Here is a 17,944-nt window from a genome sequence, read left to right as displayed (position 1 = left end):
CGCCAACCGCATGGTCTCTCTTCCGACAGCTCGAAACGTACGAAGCCATGCCCCGCGCGAGGCGGGGCGCGGGAGGGAGAGAACATGGGAAGCGCAATCAATTCGCAAACGCCATCTACGGACACCTCGTCTTCGCAGCATCGCCAGGTTACGGCCGCCCTGCAGGTATTTGCCGGCGGGGCCTGTTATGGCGCGATGGCAACCACGTACAAGCTTGCTTACGCAGCAGGCTTTACCTCCGCGCAGGTGGTGGCGAGCCAGGCGTGGTTCGGCTGCCTGTTCTTCGTACTTGCAACGGCTGTGAAACTGGCGCGCGGCGGGCGCTTGGTTCGCCTTACGGGCACGCAGGCGCTCAAACTCATGGGGCTTGGCGCCCTAACCTGCACCACTTCGATCCTGTACTGCTACGCCATGAGCGTGCTCCCCGCACCCGTAGCGCTCACGCTGCTGTTCCAGTTCACCTGGATGGGACTCATCTGGCAGACCATCATAACGCGGCGGGCGCCCAAGCCCCTCGAAATCGCCTCGGCCGCGGTCATCGTGTTCGGCACCGTGTTCGCAAGCGGCGTCTACAAAACAGGGCTCGCCGGCTACGACCCCGTCGCCCTCGTCTGTGCCCTCGGCGCGGCTGTGACCTGCTCTCTGTTCGTCACGTTTTCCGGCAAGGTCAAGGTGGGCTGCTCCAACGAGCAGCGAGGCGTCATCGTGTGCCTCGGCGCGGGCATCATGTCGCTCACCGTGTGCCCCGACTACCTCGTCTCCGGCGTCGTCTTCCAGGGCATCCTGCCCTTCGCCGCCGTAGCGGGCCTCTTCGGCCTCATGTGCCCTGTGCTGCTCTTCGGCCTGGGCTCCCCGCACCTGCCCGCCGGCCTCTCCACCGTCATGGCCGCCGCGGAGCTTCCCGCCGGCCTCCTCATCGCCATGATCGTGCTCGGCGAGCCCCTCGGCGCCGTCGAGTGGCTAGGCGTGGCCGTCATACTCGCTGGCGTGTGCCTTGCGCAAGTGCCCGCGCTGGGAGGAGCCCGCTCACAGAGACCGACGGTATAGCCAAGCCAATGAGACGGCTGCGGATTCGGAGCGACCAGCTGGAGGGAGCAGTCAGCAAGGATAATGGGGTTATTCAATCGGAATGTGACAGGAGCGGGCATCATGGAACTGAAGAAGCTCGATCAGGATTTCTCGGTATGCAAGGTGAAGGACTACTCGCTGGTAGACCTTGGCGCAGAGTACTGCTTCATCGGCAAGACGGATGAAGAGGACTCCCTGGTATGCGCCACCAGCGATGTCCCGTCGAACGTTGTTGAGCGCGACGACGGGTGGAAGGGCTTCCGCATCCAGGGGGTGCTGGACTTCTCGCTCATCGGGATACTGACCGGCATCGCGGAGATCCTGGCAGAGAACGGCATCTCGATTTTTGCCATCTCGACCTATAACACCGACTACGTTTTGATGAAAAAGGAGAGCTACCAGAAGGCGCTGGACATTCTCGGGCGCACGGGATACGAAATCGTCGAGTGACGGCACCGCCTTTTGCCGGGCAGCGTCTTTGAGGTGCGCCTGCTCCTCACGTAGCAAGGCGCGAGGTTTTTCTATGGCTTTCCCAACCCTTCGAGGAGATTTCGGCGTGCCGCGACGCACCCGGCGGGCGAGCGCTTTTCCAAGTGGTCTTGAGAGGGCCTAGGCAGCCAGGTAGGGGAGCTGGTCGAGCATGATGGCGTAGGCCGCTTTCAGGCGCTCGCGGGCAACTGCCTCGAGCGCCTTGTCGTGCCACATGCCGCACCCCCAGCGTTTCTCGTAGTACCTGCCGAACTCGCCCATCGCCTCAATTTGACCGGGCGATGCATGAGGCTATGTATGCCGCCATGGGAAACCGCGAGCCAGCGAATCGCTTGCACGCCACGGCGACCTCGAATCGCGCCAGGAAATCCTTCCCCTGGCCAACCAACCCGCCATGATTGCGGGATTGGTAATCGCCCCGGCCTATTTTTCGTTGACGTTCAGCTCGAGGACGTCCGGGCGCGCATAATGCCCGACCACGTCATGCTCCATCTTGCAGGATATGGGCAGGCCCATATCGAGCTCCGTGTAAATGACAGCCTCTTCATCCCAGACCGGCTCCGTCACATAGTGCCCGCGCGGGTCGACAATGCAGCTTCCGCCCCTGCAGGCATATTCCGGAAACCGCGACGCGACATCTCCCTCATGAAGATCGGAAGGGTACGAGCTTCGCCTGATGACCATGCCCGCATTGACGAAGAAGCACATGCCCTCTATCGCTATGTGCCGAATGGTGGCCTGCCACTCCGGGTTGTCGTTGGTGTTGGGCGAGATGTAGATCGTGATGCCCTTTTGGTACAGAGCCACGCGAGCGAGCGGCATGTAACTTTTCCAGCAAATCAAGCTGCCGATCGGCCCCAGCGGCGTTGAGGTGACGGGGAAGTACCCCTTGTCGGCATCCTCCCATACAACCCGCTCGGAACCCGTGGGCTTTAGCTTTCTATGTACCTTATACGATCCGCCCGGCTCAAAAATGGCGTTGCCGTTGTAAAGAGTCCCATTGACGGCGCCCCTCTCGGAAAAGCCGACGCTGGTGTAGGCACCGGTGTTCCGTGCTGCCTCCGCAAGCCGCTGAAACGCCGTTTCCCCCGCAACAACGGAGGCGTCGTAGTAACGCTTCCAGTCCTTCCTACCCTCCTCGCTTCGCTTCCCTATGCTGAAGCCGAAATTCATCCCAACGGGATAACCGGGAACGAAGAGCTCGGAAAAACGATGAGATTCGGATGATGCGCTGCGGCCTCGCCGATGCAGCGAAGGGCTTTCTCGAGCGAGGCACGCTTGTCGAACATCACGGGTTCCGCTTGCACCCCTGCGATTTTGCAGATGCCCTCTATGCCTTTCATGCCAAACGGCTTACTCCCACTCGATGGTTCCCACCGGCTTGGGCGTCAGATCGTACACCACGCGGCAGATGCCCGGAACCTCGGCCAGGATGCGGTCGGTGATCTTCTTGAGCAGCGCCCAATCGAGCTCCGGCACGGTGGCGGTCATGGCGTCCACGGTGTTGACGGCGCGGATGATGGCAGGCCAGTCGTAGGCGCGCTTGCCGTCGCGCACGCCGGTGGCGCGGAAGTCGGGCACCACGACGAAGTACTGCCAGACCTTGCCGGCAAGCCCTGCGTTGCCGAACTCCTCACGCAGGATGGCGTCGGCCTCGCGCAGGGCCTCGAGGCGGTCGCGCGTGATGGCGCCCAGGCAGCGCACGCCCAGACCGGGGCCCGGGAACGGCTGGCGCTCGACCATGGACTCAGGCAGGCCGAGCTCGCGGCCCACGACGCGCACCTCGTCCTTGAACAGCAGCTTCACCGGCTCGCAGAGCTCGAACTGCAGGTCATCGGGCAGACCACCCACGTTGTGGTGCGCCTTGACGCCATCGGACTCGAGGATGTCGGGGTAGATGGTGCCCTGCGCCAGGAAGCTCACGTCGCCTGCGACCTTGCGCGCCTCCTCCTCGAACACGCGGATGAACTCGGCGCCGATGATCTTGCGCTTCTTCTCCGGCTCGGAGACGCCGGCGAGCAGATCGAGGAAGCGGTCGGTCGCGTCGACATACACCAGGTTCGCATCCATCTGGTTCTTGAACACGTCGATTACCTGCTCGGACTCGCCCTTGCGCATGAGCCCGTGGTTGACGTGCACGCAGATGAGCTGCTTGCCCACGGCCTTGATCAACAGCGCCGCCACGACCGACGAGTCGACGCCGCCGGAAAGCGCAAGCAGCACGTTCTTGTCGCCGATCTGCTCGCGGCAGGCAGCGACCTGCTGGTCGATAAACGCGCGTGCCTGCTCAGGTGTGGTGATGCGCTCCATATCGTCGGGACGCTTGTTGGGATCCATAGACTCCTCCTTGCTGCCATGGGACCTATACCTCGGATTGTATCCAAGCCCATCCCAGGTCAGGTCAACAGAGCGGCAAGGGGTACGCTCCCGCCCCCGGATGGCCCGAGGGGCAAAAGACGCTTCGCTCCAATAACCGGCGCCCCGTTCCCTCATGAAGACAAACGCTCCCGCGCGGTATACACTGCAACCGTAAGGACGACCGAGACATCGTCGCATCAAGGAGACACACCGTGAGCGAACCCACCATCAAGCCCGACGACCAGCAACAGAACGAGCAGTCACAGACCGCCGAAGCCACCGACGACAAGCGCAAGCTGACAGCAGAGGAGCTCGACGACGTGACGGGCGGCGCCCGTCTTCCCAGCCGCCACCCCGTCAGCCCGTACCTGTAACGCGCTGAGGCAACACCTGCGCAGACCCGTTGCGCAGGCACATCGCCCAGACACGCCGGGGGCGGAGCGCTCGATGCGCTCTGCCCCTTCTTAGTGCGCATGGGAACAGCTCGCCGTCCCCCGCTGCCGCGCCTATTCGGTCTCGGCGGCACCGGCTCCCTTTTCCGAAGCGTCGACGGCCTCAGCGGTCTCCTCCACCTCGACCACGGCCTCTTCCGCCTCGAGCTCGACCTCGACCGCTTCCTCTGCCTGCTCAGCCTCCGCTGCGGCGCGGGCCTCCTTGAACTTCTCCTGCATGGTCTTGTTACCCCACGTGAGCTTGCGGATGGTGAGCCCTTGGGCCTTGTCGTTCGCCAGGCGCAGGTTGTTCTCAGACGAGATCAGGTTGTCCTTCACCTTCTGCAGATGCTTGATCGCGGTATCGATCTCGTTGATCGCGTCGTTGAACTTACGGCTCGCGCGCTCGAAATTCTGTGAGAATCCGCTTTGGAACTTGCCGAGCTTCTCCTCGAAGCTCGTGACGTCGATGTTCTGCTGGCGAACCACCGCCAGCTCCTGCTTGTAGCTCAGCGTGTTGAGCGCGGCGTTGCGAAGCAGCGTGATCATGGGAATGAAGAACTGCGGGCGGATGACGTACATCTTGGGGTAGCGATAGCTCACGTCCACGATGCCCGTGTTATACAGCTCGCTGTCGGGCTCGAGCAGCGACACCAGGATGGCGTACTCGCATTTCTTCTTCGTGCGGTCGGAGTCGAGCTTCTTGAAGAAGTCCTCGTTGCTGTGCTTGCGCGCCGTGTCGTCGTTCTCGTTTTTCATCTCGAACATGATCGAGATGATCTCGTTGCCCTCCTCGTCGTTTTCGCGGAAGATGAAATCGCCCTTGGAGCCCTCGGACGCATCGTTGTCTTTCTCGAAGTACGCGCGGGGGAAGGCCGTCATGCGCAACCGGTTGAATTCGTTTTCGCAATGCTGCTCGAGCGACTCGCCCACCATCTTGGTGGACAGGCGAACCTTCATGTCCTTCAAGCGCTCGATCTCGTCGTCCTTGTAGCGCAGCAGCTCGTCTGCGTTTCTGCGGACCTGGTCGAGTTCAAGGGTGTGGGCGGTCTCGAGCTGCTGGCGCTCGGCGTCGCGCACCGCCTGCTCGCGGCTGAGCTCGGCGCGCGCCTCGTCGCGCTCGCGCTCCGCCTCAGCAACGGCACGGGTGACCGCAAGCTCGCGCTCGGTCTCGCCCGCCTCGAGTTTTTGCCGTAGGGTCGCGATTTCGCCATCCTTCGACGCGAGGTCGCGCTGCAGCTCGGCGCGAACGCTCTCCTTCGCCGCATCGAGGGCGCTTTGCTGCTGGGCAAGCTGGATGCGCAGGTCTTCGGCCTCCTTGCGCGCGGCCTCGACGGCCTCCTGCAGCTTTGCCTGGGACTCCGCCTCGGATGCCTGGAGCTTCTCGCGCGCCTCCGCTTCCGCCTTTTGCACCGCAAGGCCCTGGGCGCGCTCGGCGGCATCGAGCTGTGCTTTGAGCTGCGCGATCTGCGTGTCGCGCTCGGCCACGTCCTGCTCCAGCGTGCGGCGGATGGCCCCCTCGTTGATGGCCGACGCGTCCTCCTGCTGCTTGAGCTTGGCCTGCAGCCTATCGACTTCGCGCTGCAGGTCGGTCGCGGTCCTGTTCGCCTCCTCGCGCGCCTCCGATGCCGCCTGCTTTGCCGCGAGCTCGCGCTCGCGGTTCGCCGCCTCTAGCTTTGCCGTCAGCTCTGCGATCTGGGCATCGCGCTCCGCCGCGAGCTTCTGCAGCGCGCTGCTCGATTCTGCGCGGGCCATCTCGACCGCATGGTCGCGGTCGCGCCTCATAGCCTCCTCGCGCTCCTGGACCTCCGAGGCAAACTGCTCGTCGCGCACCTGGCGCACGATGCTTGCGTAGTCGCTCTCATCAACCTGGATAACGGTTCCGCAGTTGGGGCATTTGATCTCGTTCATGCGGCTTTCTCCTTCAAACATGCACCGCCGCTGACGGGCTTCGTGATCTCCCTATACGATACCCCGTCGCGCGGACAGACAGTGCGCACGACGCAAAAAGGGCCTGCGCCTACACGGCGCACGCCCTCTCGAACTGCCTCAGAGAAATTTGGTATCAACTTGTGAGATATGGTACGCGAAACATCCTCGTTCAGACAGCTGTGACCTGAGATTTTGCTCTCGGCATCAGGACCAGGACGTCGGGAAAGCCGCTTCGCGCCCCGCGCATCGCAACGCACCCCCCTCCATACCTCTGAACTTGATACCAAATTCGACAGCAGGTCCAACTGATGCGCCCGGAAGACCCTGGCGCGCCGGTTTCGCGGTCCTCGCGCTCGGTTTTCACGCGCGGCACCTGGCCTCCATGCCATATCGGCACAGAAAAGCCGCCGAACCCGTCAAACGGGTTCGGCGGCGATCGGTCGTGCGGGGATGGGTTGGAATGAACCCGTCCCCACATGACCCATTGGCAATGGGCGGCGCTCCCTAGAACACGCCCCAATGGACCTTGCTCGTATCCGCCTCATCAAGGACGTGCGGCGCCGGGGCGGAATCGTCGGGCACGCCGACGGACAGCACGGCCTCCATCTCATAGCCCTCCGGGACACCGAGCAGGTCGCGGCAGAAATCGCTGGTGGAACGACCGTTCTCGGCTTCACGCAGGCGCCCTTGGATCCAGCAGCTGCCCAACCCCAGGGAATCGGCCATGAGGTGCATGTTGGCCATGGCGGCCGAGCAGTCTTCGCACCACACATCGGAGGCGCCCGTGTCACCGAACACAAAGATGGCGGCAGCCGCGCGCGTCAGCATCTTCATGGAGCCACCCTTGCGGCCCTCGGCGAACTGCTTGAGCTTCTCGCGGTCGTCGACCACCACGAACTCCCACGATTTGAGGTTCTTGCCGGTGGGCGACGTCAGGCCGGCATGCAGGATCTGTTCGATCTGCTCCCGGGACACCGGGTCATCGGTATAGCTGCGGACGCTGCGACGATGCAGCATGGCCTCGAGCATGGACATAGAGCGCTCCTTTGCACGTGCGGATACCGTTGCGCGCCGTCTGCGAGGGCGCGCACCAATCAACGTACCCTTTTGCGTCTCCCCTTTTGGCACCATGGGAAACTCCGGGCAAAGTTTGTCCCCGCCCGTAAGGATTCACGCCCGAAGCTTGCCCGCTCGAGATAAGCACGGTGTCGAGCGCAGCGCGCCGGCGCTCAGTGCATCATGCGGCGTCGCCCGAACGCAGCTCATGCGCGCCGATCACCTGCATCCACGCGATGTAGACGTTGGGATAATGACCGTAGAGGACCTGCATGGGGTCGATGTCAGAGGCGACGTCGTGCACAAGCGACGCCAGCCCTCCCGCAGACGCAAGGTCTCGAGCCGTGGGGATATGGGCGGCAAGCTCGTCGACCAAGGCGTCGACGCGCTCACGGTCCTCGGGAACATACGGGCACGGTGCGCCCACATTTTCCTCGAACGCCGTGCGCATCTCGTCGTAATGCGCGTCGAACGCCTCGTCGCCGTATCCGGGAAGCCACAGGTCGCGACCGTAGCGCGCGTATCCCCACGACGCGAGGGGAAGACGCGGTACCAGGTCGCTCGGGTTCATGATGTTGAAGATGTTGTCGTACAGCTCGTCGCGGACGTTGCCGAACTCGGTGACCTCGGGCGTGGCGAACGTGTAGCAGTAGATGCTGTCGAGCGGCGCGAGCGCGCGCAGGCCCGTCGTCATGTCGTCGGCGTACGACGCGGCGAGGTTCGCCGTCGCGGCGCCGCGCGAGTGGCCGCAGAACAGCAGCGCGACCTCGTCGCTGCCACCGTCTTCGGACAAGCGACCTGCTAGGTCGTCCACGATCTCGCTCGCCGCGCGCATGAAGCCCTCGTGGTCGATGGCCTCCATGTCGTAATCGGACGCATCGCCCATATTAAAGTCGCTCAGCCACTCCGATCCGTAGCTGCCGCGAATGGACACCAGGTAGAGGGTCTTCTCCCGCCCGTCGGCGTGCTTGAGGGGCTTGGTGGCCACCGAATAGGCCACGACGTCGTCCGTCCCGGCAAGAAAGTCGACGATCTCGTCGAAGATCTCGCTGCGATACCGATAGGACGCGGTCGAGATATCCTGGAACCCGAGCTTGGCGAGCGCGTCCTCCATATAGGCAGGCGCATTGGATCCCGCCTGGTAGTACCCGGATTCCGAGTTGGCGATGGCGGAGAGGACCGAGCACGTGGTCGCAAGCTCATGGTTGTAGACGGTGGGATCCTGGAAAAACCAGCTGTCATCCCAGGCGATGTCGGTCGCCACCTGCTGGCCATCGGTTGCGGCCATGCTCGTGTACTCGACATGCGCCGTGAAGGCCCCGGTGCGCGCGGTCGATCCCTCGAGCTTCACGGGCGCACTCGGCGGCTCGACGGCGCCGAGCCCCAAGCGCTCCTGCTCTTGGCGGTTATGCACCGCGACGGCAAGCGCAACGCCGATGCCCACGGCAGCGATCAAGACGGCAGCCGAGATGCGGACGAGCCACGGATGGCGACGATAAAACGGCGCGCGATCGGGTGCCGACGCCCCTGCCGCCGTCTCCTCGTCGTGACGTCCCCGCTGTCCATCCCGTGCCATGGCGCCATCCCTTCCGTAACGCTCGTACGGCGGAAGTATAGCGTGGGCGCCGCACGTTCACGCAGGACAACGGGGTTATCCCCTCCAACACGCCCCCTGCGGGCGCGTTCCTCAACCTTGCGTTGAGGCCAGCCGACGCGACGGGGGCCGAGCGCCAAACCAGCTCGCGAGAGGAGGCCCTAGCGATTCCTCGGCCGATTGCGCACGTGGATGGCAATGGCGAAGCGGCTCGCAGGTGCCCGAACGGCACTATTGTGGCATAACGACCCGCGGCGAAAGGTCAGCTCCCGGCAGACGGGGCCGCATATAGCGAGGTTGCGGAACGTTTGGAACCTCGCGCGCCTGTCCCTTAGGCCTCGCCCGGATGATGAGAAAAGGCTTTTGCAGCGACAGCCCCACAAGCCGCTCTGTCACAGAGACGCTTTGAGAGACAACGCACGGGCAAACAGCCCCAGCGGAGGTTTCGGCACAGACTTTTGCTGAAAAAGCGACCTTTTGAGTGGCTCGGATCGAGATCCCGGGAAAGCGCACCCGTCGCAAAGGGCGCCACCTGAGGAAACGTCGGTCCCGGAGGCGCCGTTTTATGCCGCCTCGAATCCAACTCGCTCACAAGGTTGATTTTTCAGCGACTCCGGACCTTAAAACCTCCGCTGGACGTCCTCCCAAGGCAAGGGCATGGGTCGCTCTTAGGCAGTCCGCGCGAAGCGCTCTTGCCGGCGTTTCTCGTGAGGTCTCGAAAGGCTTTCGGAGTACTCCTTTTCTCCCCTACGCCATAACGTAGGACTCGACGCGCTGCGCCAAGCGCTCGGTGAACGCGGCGCGCTGAGCCGCGAGGGCGTCGCCGCCGGACAGCGAGCGGGCGCCAGCAGGGCAGACGGCGATGCAGCGCATGCACGTGACGCACGCGTCGGCGTCGGTCTGCGCGGGGTTCTCCGGGTCGATCGCGGCCGCCGGGCATTGACGGGCGCAGGCTCCGCAGCCGATGCAGACGCCAGGATCGGCCTGCGCGCGAAACGGCACGCCGTTGAAATCTCGATACGGACGATTGCCGGGGATGTCGAGGAGCTCGGCGTCGCGAGCCGTCGGCGCCTGAGCCAGCTTGTCGAGCGCGCCCCGGGCGAGGCGGTCGACCGCGGCGAGATCGGTCGCGTCGGGGCGGCCCTGGGCGACGTCGATCATCAGCGAATGGTGCGCGACGATGGCGCCCAGCGCGACCGGCACGAAGCCGTGCTCGCGCACGGTGTCCGCAAGCTCGAGAAACGTATCGTCCACCGCCCGGTTGCCGAAGGTGACGATGAGCACGGCGGGCGTATCGCGCCCCTCGCAGCACGCGATCTGCTCGAGCGCCGGCGCCGGCACGCGCCCGCCATAGGAGGGAACGGCGAAGACGGCCAGGCCATCGGACCCGAACGCGGGGACCTCAGAGCCATGCGGCGTGATGTCGACGGCGCCCGCGGAGACGCCGGCCTGCTCGACAGCGGCGGCGAAGCGCTCAGAGACGACGCGCGTCGTCCCAGCGCCCGTGAAATACGCAACGGTGCAGGTGGCAGGGGTCATAGTTGGTGCCTTTCTCGAGTTGCTGTCGAATTATGATACAGCCCCACCGGGGAAACCGAACCGAACAACCCCCGAATCGGAGCTGCAAGGCGGCAAGAAGGAGGAAGAAGAAAAGGGGCCGGGAAGTTGGGACGGTGGCCTCGCAGAGGGCCTACCCGAGGCTCACCCTGAACGACAGGCGCGTCATAGAGCTCGGCCTGGACAAGGGCGAGAGCGTCCGCGAGATGGCGCGCAGGCTTCAGCCGCGACACGCCACGCAAGAGGGTGCGTCCAAATCGGCCCCTTTGGTTGCGATTGCTGATGACCGAGACAATCCATCCTGTGAAGCAACGCGAGCGACCGCGTCAACCAACATGCCGATAGCCGCTCCAGCAGACGACACAAGCGAAGCGATAGACATGTTGACGGCGAAAAGCCCAGGGGACGCCCATCTGCCCACTCGCACGCGGCGAATCGTGAGACTTGAACGGGTTTAATCGGCCCCTTCTCTTTTATGAATAATCGCCTGCCCTATTCGATGAGGAATCCCCGTAACAAGAGCATTCCCCATGCAAAAGGCACGCTGACCATCGGTCATACCGGTTTTGGTCCAACCCATAGGAAAGCACTGAAGCTGGTCAAGTTCGTCAGGAACCAAACGGCGAAGCCGACCATCGGGCGTCTCGATAACGTGCTTGAAACGCGAGGGGGTAATGCCGCCCTCTCCCGTCAAGATGGTTCGCGACGGTTTATCCAGCGCATCGGGAAAGGACATAGCCCCCTCTGTGTACATGTACTCAAAACCAGTTTTTTTGTTCTTCCTTGGTTCTCGTTTCGCACCCTTGAGGTACTTCCAGTCATCAATCTTGTCATCGGCGACATAGTATTCTGCCGGCACCTCCGACTCGGGAACGAGAACATCACCGAGAGTCTTCCTCTTTCCTCGGTAGTCTTCCGTCACATCGGCAGTGAGAATGTGGCAACCCTGCATCACCCCCGCGGATTTAAATGGAGACACTTTCATTCCGACCCCAAAGCGCTCGGAATTCTCGGCAGGATCTTCGAATACGTTCAATTCATCCCATGCGTCAACGGGAGCAAGGGGGAACGCCTCTGCCAAAACTCCGCTCTCGAGGCGTTCATTAAGGTCCCAGGAACTGCTCGTTTTTTCGGCATAAATGTAGACGCGCTTCCTTCTTTGGGGGAAACCGTATTCAGCGCTATTTATCACGCGCCATTCGACCGCATACCCCAAAGACGCGAGACAAGACAGAATAATCGCAAAATCGCGTCCACGCTGCGCTGCAGGACTCTTGAGCAGACGGTCGACGTTTTCAAAAAGACAGTACTGGGGCGGTTTATGGCCAGGCTTCTGTTTCAAGCGAAGGAACCTATAGATATCCCACCAGAGAACTCCCTTTTTCCCCTCAATTCCATCAGCCTGAGACAAAGTGCGTGCAACCGAGTAGTCTTGGCAGGGAAAGCCACCGACGACCATATCGACATCGGGGATATCAATATCCCCTGCCTCATATTTGTCCAAAACAGAATGGATATCCTCGTTAACAACCGAGTCCTCGCCAAAATGCGCTTTATAGCATCGGGCAGCAAACTGACGGCGATCAGTCCCTGGCTCCCATTGATTTGCCCAAACCGTCCTAAATGGGCCCGCAGCCGGCATCTTAAACTCAGGATGACTCGAGTTGTCGTAGCCGTCGAGTCCCAGCCTAAAGCCACCGACTCCGGCGAAGAGCTCGGCGATAGTAATCTCAGAGGACACGTTTCTCCAATCGCTGCTGTGTCTTCTTTTTTCCCAAATCATTGTAGAAGATCGCATGGACAATGAAAGGATCCGCAGCTCGATCTTCGCACGCCGTTCACGACTCAACGTCTCGATACCGCCAATCTCAACGTATACAATTCTGTAAGCAGAAATCAATTTGAAGGAGATCACGTGGACGCCGGTATCGAATTCAAACGCCTTCTTGCCCATACAGACCTATCCGATGGCGCGAGCATCGAGCGTTATGCCGTGCGACTTAAGGGCATGACGTTTCGTGACATTCTGAAACTCGGCATTGCTCCCGCAGATTCCAAAGAAAAGCACTTTGACGACAGCAACTACAAAGGCGGAATGGGAAACCTCCTAGAAGAGCGGTTTTTTGGATACAAATCGAATAGCGACGAGGGACCAGACTTTCCCGAAGCTGGCGTTGAGCTGAAAGCAACCTGTTTTGATGTGCGAGATCATGGCCAAAGGCTGTCTGCTGGCGAACGCCTTGTCTTGACCATGATTCCATACGACAGGCCCATAGACATTGATTTCGATTCCTCACATCTCTGGCAAAAATGCAAGAAAATCCTTCTCGTCTACTACCATCGCGACAAGACGATCAATAAGTATGACCAGAAAATTGAATACGTACGCCTTTTCACTCCGCCAAAGGAAGATTTAAAAATCATCCGCGATGACTACGAAAAAATCGTCTCCTATATCCGAAATGGACGAGCGGACGAGCTGAGCGAGGGACTGACCACATACCTTGGAGCCGCCACGAAAGGATCAACAGAGGCGAGGAGCTGGGTTGACCAGTACTATCCTCATGTAGAAGATGACGGAACAGTTACGCATAGGAAAGCGAAGAAACGAGCGTTCTCGTTCAAACGCCAATACATGGACTACGTGCTCCATCACTATCTCATGGGGCAACAATCCGATGCAGAAAAGGTCCTTGAGCTAGGAGACCTTCGCAAAGAAACGTTTGAACAGCATATTGAGAGCCTCATCAGTCCGCATATCGGAAAAACTGACAAGGAGATTGCAATCGAATACGGGCTCACCTATACCGGCGGAAAGGCTCAATGGACCACCCTTGTCTATCGCATGCTTGGCATCCGGCGCAATAAGGCAGAAGAGTTTGTCAAGGCGGGCATCTCAGCACGCGCGGTTCGTATTGAAGGAAATGGAAAGATTCAAGAAAGTCTGTCGTTTGCTCCGTTTGAGTTTACGGACCTGCTTCATGAGGAGTGGGAGAGTTCAGAATTTCGCTCATATCTCGATGAAACAAAGTTCTTTTTCGTTGTGTTTAAAAAACATGGCAATGAATACGTTCTCCAAGGCAGCACATTTTGGAATATGCCAGTTTCGGATATCGATGGTGAGGCAAAGCGATGCTGGGACACCACACGCGCGACGATTGAAAAAGGGGTTTTATTAACGAAAACGCATCGCCGGGACGGAACAGTTGTCATCACAAACAATCTCCCAGGAATTGCCGATAACTCTATCGCCCATGTCCGCCCGCACGCCAGTAAGTCTGCATATAAGTTTGACGGGTTTGAAATCGGTAATATCCAGAGAGACGGATCGAAACTCCCCGACGGCAGATGGATGACAAAGCAGAGCTTTTGGTTCAACAATAGCTACGTTCTATCGATTTTACGCCAGTCACTGGATTGCTGAGGAGCCCCATGATCCGACCCATCGTCACCTCCCCTCTCATGCTGCGTATGCCGAGCGTCGACGCGACACCGGACGATGCCTCCATCGGGCAGGATCTGTTGGACACGCTTGTAGCCCATGCGCATGAATGCGTGGGCATGGCAGCGAACATGATCGGACAGCGAAAGCGCGTCATCGTCGTGCAGGACGGCCCGCGTGCGCGCCTCATGTACAACCCAGTTATCGTCGACCATGCCAACGAGTACCAGACGGAAGAGGGGTGTCTGTCGCTTTCCGGCACGCGCCCGACCGTGCGCTGGCGCCGCATCCGCGTAAGCTACCTCGACGAGAACTTTGCCCCGCGCACCGAGACATTCACCGGATACACCGCCCAGATCATCCAGCACGAGATCGATCACTGCAACGGGATTCTTATCTAGAAACGTCAATCGATTGCTATCGCGCCGAACGCACGGCACGAGGCGCACGGCACGGGACGAGCCGGTCGGCGGTCCCCCGATCCCAGGCTTTCGCTCATTCATGAATTAACGGAGGCAGTTTCGGCGTTTGCCCAGGATTCGGTTTTTTGACACCCGTCCTCATTCATGAATCAACGGGCAGACGGAGGTGCGGCAGGAATGCCTGGAGCACGCTGACGCAAGCGCTGCTAAGAGACGCCAGCCGGCCACGGTGGAACACGCAGCATGTCCGCGCAATCGAATACCATAGATGCCAACGACCCGCCACGTGCGAAAGGAGGCAACCCGTGCACGACATATGGAACCCCTGGCACGGCTGCACGCGCGTGAGCGAGGGGTGCGACAACTGCTACATGTACTACAACGACGGGCGGCGCGGCCTGGACGCCTCGCAGATCGCGCGCACCAAAAACTTCGACTACCCCCTGCAGCGGACGCGCGACGGGTCGTACAGAATACGGCCCGGCGAGCTGATCCGCATCTGCATGACGTCGGACTTCCTTGTACCCGAGGCCGATCCATGGCGCGAGGAGGCATGGGACATCATCCGCGAGCGTCCCGACGTGCGCTTTTTCATCCTCACTAAGCGGCCCGAACGCTTTGCCGCCTGCCTTCCGGCAGACTGGGGCGACGGCTGGGACAACGTCATGCTCAACGTCACCTGCGAGAACCAGCGCCGCGCCAACGAACGCATCCCCATCCTGCTCGCCACGCCCGCCAAACATCGCGGTATCATGTGCGCTCCGTTTATCGGACCGGTCTCCGTAGAGCAGGCTGCTCCGGGAAGCCTCGGTCCGCATGGAATAGAGCAGGTCATATGCGGCGGCGAGAATTATGGCGGAGCGCGCCCCTGCGACTTCGATTGGGTTCGCGCCCTGCGTAGCGAATGCGTCGCGGCGCATGTCACCTTCGCGTTCATCGAGACGGGCAGCGTCTTTATCAAAGACGGACGCACCTACCACCTGCGCGGCAAGAAGCTTCAAAGCCAGCAGGCATGGAAGTCCGGGATGGGATATCAGGGGCGCCCAATCGCCTGGCACCTTACCGACCGGCTGGGGCTCGAGATTCCCGATCGGGATTTGTTCCAGCCCGTCTATCACGAGCAATGCGCCCAATGCGGCAGCCGCCTCATCTGCAACGGATGCGGCTCATGCACCACATGCTGGATGCGGTAGAGCGGTGCCGATCGGCCCGTTCCATGCCATCACGGCGCGTTCGTTCAACCCACTGAGTTAGCTATATTAAACATACTGTGAAGGTCCTTTGAACTTCTAGGAATCAGTCTCAATATGGGCCTATAGCGCCAACATTTGGTCATAATCCTAGATGTACGGCGCGGTCGTCCCGGAGAGGGTCCGAAGGGACCGGGAATCGCGCAATCGCCTATGATCGGAGGAAGATCATGAAGTTCGTTTGCCCCGTTTGCGGTTACGTTGAGGAGTTCGACGGCGATCAGCTGCCCGAGGATTTCAAGTGCCCCCAGTGCGGCGTCTCCGGTGACCGCTTCATCAAGCAGAGCGAGACCGAGATGAGCTGGGCTGCCGAGCACGTCGTGGGCGTTGGCAAGCTGCCCGAGGTCCCCGAGGACATCGTCGCCGACCTGCGCGCCAACTTCGAGGGCGAGTGCACCGAGGTCGGTATGTACCTGGCCATGGCTCGCGTCGCTCATCGCGAGGGCTATCCCGAGATCGGCCTGTACTGGGAGAAGGCTGCTCACGAGGAGGCCGAGCATGCCGCCAAGTTCGCCGAGCTCCTCGGCGAGGTCGTGACCGACTCCACCAAGAAGAACCTCGAGATGCGCGTCGAGGCCGAGAACGGCGCCACCGCCGGCAAGACCGACCTTGCCAAGCGCGCCAAGGCCGCTAACCTGGACGCCATCCACGACACCGTGCACGAGATGGCTCGTGACGAGGCCCGTCACGGCAAGGCCTTCGCCGGCCTGCTCAAGCGCTACTTCGGCTAAGCCGAACCCTGCGTAGCTGCGCACCAGACGCGCCCCCGGTTCTCCGGGGGCGCGTTTTTCTTTTGCCCCAGGCCGGTTTGGGATAGGTTGTTTGGGGACGGGTTCGCTTCAACCCATCGCAGGGGGTCATGCAAATCGGGGGACGTACCTGTTGCGTGCATAAGTGCACGCAACAGGTACGTCCCCCGATTTGCACAAATGCGCCGTAGCTCCTATGCGCGCTTTCCTGACCGCATCGCACGCGCGATGCACGCTCCCGCGGGATATGCAACAAACGCTGCAACGAACACAACCCGGGAGGCCGCAAACAGCGCACCCGTCGCGTCGCCGACGGACAATGCGAGTGCCTCGATGAACTGGCTTGCGATCACCAGCGCATAGGTGCACCCCGTGTACTTGAGCAACGTCCCCTTCAGCCCCGTGAACTCGCTTTCACGCTCGGGAACAAACCCACTCGTTGCATCCATACGGCACCCTCTCCTCATCGGACGGTCAGCATGCAGACCGCGCATGCCTTACCAAGTACTAACGTAATCGCCGATTGGCAACGTTGCGTGAGGGGGCTGTCATATTCGTGTAAAGATGCTCAAGAAGACGGCGGAAGCGCCCTGTCCGCTATCTGTGCGCCCCTTTCTTTTCAAGTGGTTTCAACTGTTCGTTTACCGCAGCTCCAAAGCAATGCTTTTTCGTGCTCTGACCTGCATAATTAACGAGTTTGAAATATAGATTTGCTCTTGAAACAGGAGGGAAGATGCACGTCATCACAAGGAGGCAGTTCGGCGCGCTGGCGCTGGGCACCGTCACCTGTGCGCTCGCCGGGTTGACCGGATGCACGGATTCCGGCACGGCCGCCGGCAGCTCGGCGACAACCACGTCCCGCTCCGACGGGAACATGCTGCGCGTCGGCGTCCGCTCGGACATCGTCGGCTTCGGCTACCTCAACGATCGGACCGGCAAGTACTACGGACTGGAAATCGACATCGCCCAGGAGATGGCGGACCGCATGGGCAAGTCGAACGTCGAGTTCACGACCGTCACGCCCGATGACCGCAAAGAGATGCTGCTCGACGGCAAGATCGACTGCATCATCGCCTGCTACTCCATCGCCGACTCGCGCAAGGAGAACTTCGACTTCTCCCCCGCCTACTACGATGACCAGGTCATCGCGGTCGTCCAGAACAGCTCCATGTTCGACAGCATCGACGACATGAAGGGCATGACGTTCGGCACCATGTCCGGCGCCAACGCCGCCCCGCTGCTGACGAACAAGTTCGCCGAGATGGGCTTCTCGAAAGAGATCAAGCAGGTCGTGAAAGACGACAACAGCCATGTCATCTTCGATACCTGGACACTGCTGCAGTATCCCACCTACCAGGAGCTTTCCGACGCGCTCGAGGAGGGAACGGTCGACGCCATGGTGCTCGACGGCGCCATCGCCAAGACCTATATGAACTACAAGCGCTCGATCCTTCCCGATTTCGTGGTCGCCGAGCAGTCCTTCGGCGTCGCCACGCAGAAGGGCTCCGACCTCTCCGCCCCCGTTTCCGACGCCATCCAGGCCATGCTCGATGACGGCACCATCGAGACCCTGATCGACAAGTGGGACTAGGAGGC

The 17,944-nt window shown here is 61.0% G+C and carries 19 protein-coding genes; 9 read left to right on the top strand and 10 right to left on the bottom strand.

The window, feature by feature from the left end:
* Positions 1 to 195: 195 nt before the first annotated feature.
* On the top strand, positions 196 to 1,047 hold the full coding sequence (locus QVN30_RS00425) for a DMT family transporter (RefSeq protein WP_289835006.1): 852 nt from the start codon (positions 196 to 198) through the stop codon (positions 1,045 to 1,047).
* Positions 1,048 to 1,149: 102 nt separating this feature from the next.
* Complete coding sequence (locus tag QVN30_RS00420; protein WP_289835005.1) at positions 1,150 to 1,518, top strand: ACT domain-containing protein; 369 nt, start codon at positions 1,150 to 1,152, stop codon at positions 1,516 to 1,518.
* A 159-nt stretch (positions 1,519 to 1,677) separates the two neighbouring features.
* On the opposite strand, the gene QVN30_RS00415 is transcribed toward QVN30_RS00420, so the two are convergent.
* From QVN30_RS00415 to guaA, 4 genes are all read right to left on the bottom strand, one after another.
* Positions 1,678 to 1,818: a hypothetical protein gene (locus QVN30_RS00415; RefSeq protein WP_289835004.1), complete on the bottom strand. Its 141-nt coding sequence runs from the start codon at positions 1,816 to 1,818 to the stop codon at positions 1,678 to 1,680.
* A 162-nt stretch (positions 1,819 to 1,980) separates the two neighbouring features.
* Entirely contained in the window at positions 1,981 to 2,730 is a 750-nt protein-coding gene (locus QVN30_RS00410) for a nitrilase-related carbon-nitrogen hydrolase (protein ID WP_289835003.1), read from the bottom strand.
* Positions 2,727 to 2,900, bottom strand: a complete 174-nt coding sequence (locus QVN30_RS00405) for a hypothetical protein (protein ID WP_289835002.1) — start codon at positions 2,898 to 2,900, stop codon at positions 2,727 to 2,729. The genes QVN30_RS00410 and QVN30_RS00405 overlap by 4 nt, the downstream gene beginning before the upstream one ends.
* A 10-nt stretch (positions 2,901 to 2,910) precedes the next feature.
* Complete coding sequence (guaA, locus tag QVN30_RS00400) at positions 2,911 to 3,894, bottom strand: glutamine-hydrolyzing GMP synthase (protein ID WP_204563898.1); 984 nt, start codon at positions 3,892 to 3,894, stop codon at positions 2,911 to 2,913.
* 233 nt (positions 3,895 to 4,127) lie between these two features.
* Here guaA and QVN30_RS00395 point away from each other — a divergent pair, with 233 nt between their 5' ends.
* Complete coding sequence (locus QVN30_RS00395; RefSeq protein ID WP_204563896.1) at positions 4,128 to 4,289, top strand: hypothetical protein; 162 nt, start codon at positions 4,128 to 4,130, stop codon at positions 4,287 to 4,289.
* Positions 4,290 to 4,421: 132 nt separating this feature from the next.
* On the opposite strand, the gene QVN30_RS00390 is transcribed toward QVN30_RS00395, so the two are convergent.
* From QVN30_RS00390 to QVN30_RS00375, 4 genes are all read right to left on the bottom strand, one after another.
* Positions 4,422 to 6,257 (bottom strand): DUF2130 domain-containing protein, encoded by a 1,836-nt coding sequence (locus QVN30_RS00390; protein ID WP_289835001.1) that lies wholly within the window; start codon positions 6,255 to 6,257, stop codon positions 4,422 to 4,424.
* A gap of 525 nt (positions 6,258 to 6,782) precedes the next feature.
* Positions 6,783 to 7,313, bottom strand: a complete 531-nt coding sequence (locus QVN30_RS00385; protein WP_289835000.1) for a nitroreductase family protein — start codon at positions 7,311 to 7,313, stop codon at positions 6,783 to 6,785.
* A 202-nt stretch (positions 7,314 to 7,515) separates the two neighbouring features.
* A complete protein-coding gene (locus tag QVN30_RS00380) occupies positions 7,516 to 8,910 on the bottom strand; it encodes a lipase family protein (protein WP_289834999.1) in 1,395 nt (464 codons plus the stop codon).
* A 765-nt stretch (positions 8,911 to 9,675) separates the two neighbouring features.
* Positions 9,676 to 10,467 carry a 4Fe-4S binding protein gene (locus tag QVN30_RS00375; protein WP_289834998.1) on the bottom strand — a complete coding sequence of 264 codons (792 nt, stop codon included), beginning with the start codon at positions 10,465 to 10,467 and terminating at the stop codon, positions 9,676 to 9,678.
* A gap of 32 nt (positions 10,468 to 10,499) precedes the next feature.
* On the opposite strand from QVN30_RS00375, the gene QVN30_RS00370 reads away from it, so the two are divergent.
* The gene (locus tag QVN30_RS00370) at positions 10,500 to 10,943 is read left to right on the top strand and encodes a helix-turn-helix domain-containing protein (protein WP_289834997.1); all 444 of its coding nucleotides are present in this window, start codon (positions 10,500 to 10,502) and stop codon (positions 10,941 to 10,943) included.
* Here QVN30_RS00370 and dcm read toward each other — a convergent pair.
* A complete protein-coding gene (gene dcm, locus QVN30_RS00365) occupies positions 10,940 to 12,439 on the bottom strand; it encodes a DNA (cytosine-5-)-methyltransferase (RefSeq protein ID WP_289834996.1) in 1,500 nt (499 codons plus the stop codon). The two genes, QVN30_RS00370 and dcm, sit on opposite strands and share 4 nt — an antisense overlap.
* Here dcm and QVN30_RS00360 point away from each other — a divergent pair.
* The 4 genes from QVN30_RS00360 (at position 12,401) to QVN30_RS00345 (ending at position 16,330) form a co-directional block, all read left to right on the top strand.
* A complete protein-coding gene (locus QVN30_RS00360; RefSeq protein WP_204540386.1) occupies positions 12,401 to 13,909 on the top strand; it encodes a Sau3AI family type II restriction endonuclease in 1,509 nt (502 codons plus the stop codon). The two genes, dcm and QVN30_RS00360, sit on opposite strands and share 39 nt — an antisense overlap.
* Positions 13,910 to 13,917: 8 nt before the next feature.
* Entirely contained in the window at positions 13,918 to 14,328 is a 411-nt protein-coding gene (locus tag QVN30_RS00355) for a peptide deformylase (RefSeq protein ID WP_289834995.1), read from the top strand.
* Between the two features lie 326 nt (positions 14,329 to 14,654).
* Entirely contained in the window at positions 14,655 to 15,542 is an 888-nt protein-coding gene (locus tag QVN30_RS00350; protein WP_289834994.1) for a DUF5131 family protein, read from the top strand.
* A 227-nt stretch (positions 15,543 to 15,769) separates the two neighbouring features.
* The gene (locus QVN30_RS00345) at positions 15,770 to 16,330 is read left to right on the top strand and encodes a ferritin family protein (protein ID WP_239455980.1); all 561 of its coding nucleotides are present in this window, start codon (positions 15,770 to 15,772) and stop codon (positions 16,328 to 16,330) included.
* Between the two features lie 212 nt (positions 16,331 to 16,542).
* On the opposite strand, the gene QVN30_RS00340 is transcribed toward QVN30_RS00345, so the two are convergent.
* Complete coding sequence (locus QVN30_RS00340; protein WP_289834993.1) at positions 16,543 to 16,797, bottom strand: hypothetical protein; 255 nt, start codon at positions 16,795 to 16,797, stop codon at positions 16,543 to 16,545.
* Between the two features lie 284 nt (positions 16,798 to 17,081).
* On the opposite strand from QVN30_RS00340, the gene QVN30_RS00335 reads away from it, so the two are divergent.
* The gene (locus tag QVN30_RS00335) at positions 17,082 to 17,939 is read left to right on the top strand and encodes a transporter substrate-binding domain-containing protein (RefSeq protein WP_289834992.1); all 858 of its coding nucleotides are present in this window, start codon (positions 17,082 to 17,084) and stop codon (positions 17,937 to 17,939) included.
* The last annotated feature ends 5 nt before the right edge of the window (positions 17,940 to 17,944 follow it).

It is taken from the genome of Collinsella ihumii (assembly GCF_030385545.1).
GTDB lineage: Bacteria > Actinomycetota > Coriobacteriia > Coriobacteriales > Coriobacteriaceae > Collinsella > Collinsella ihumii.
Note: the sequence above shows the minus strand (reverse complement) of the source record. Positions and strands in the feature narration are given on the sequence as shown.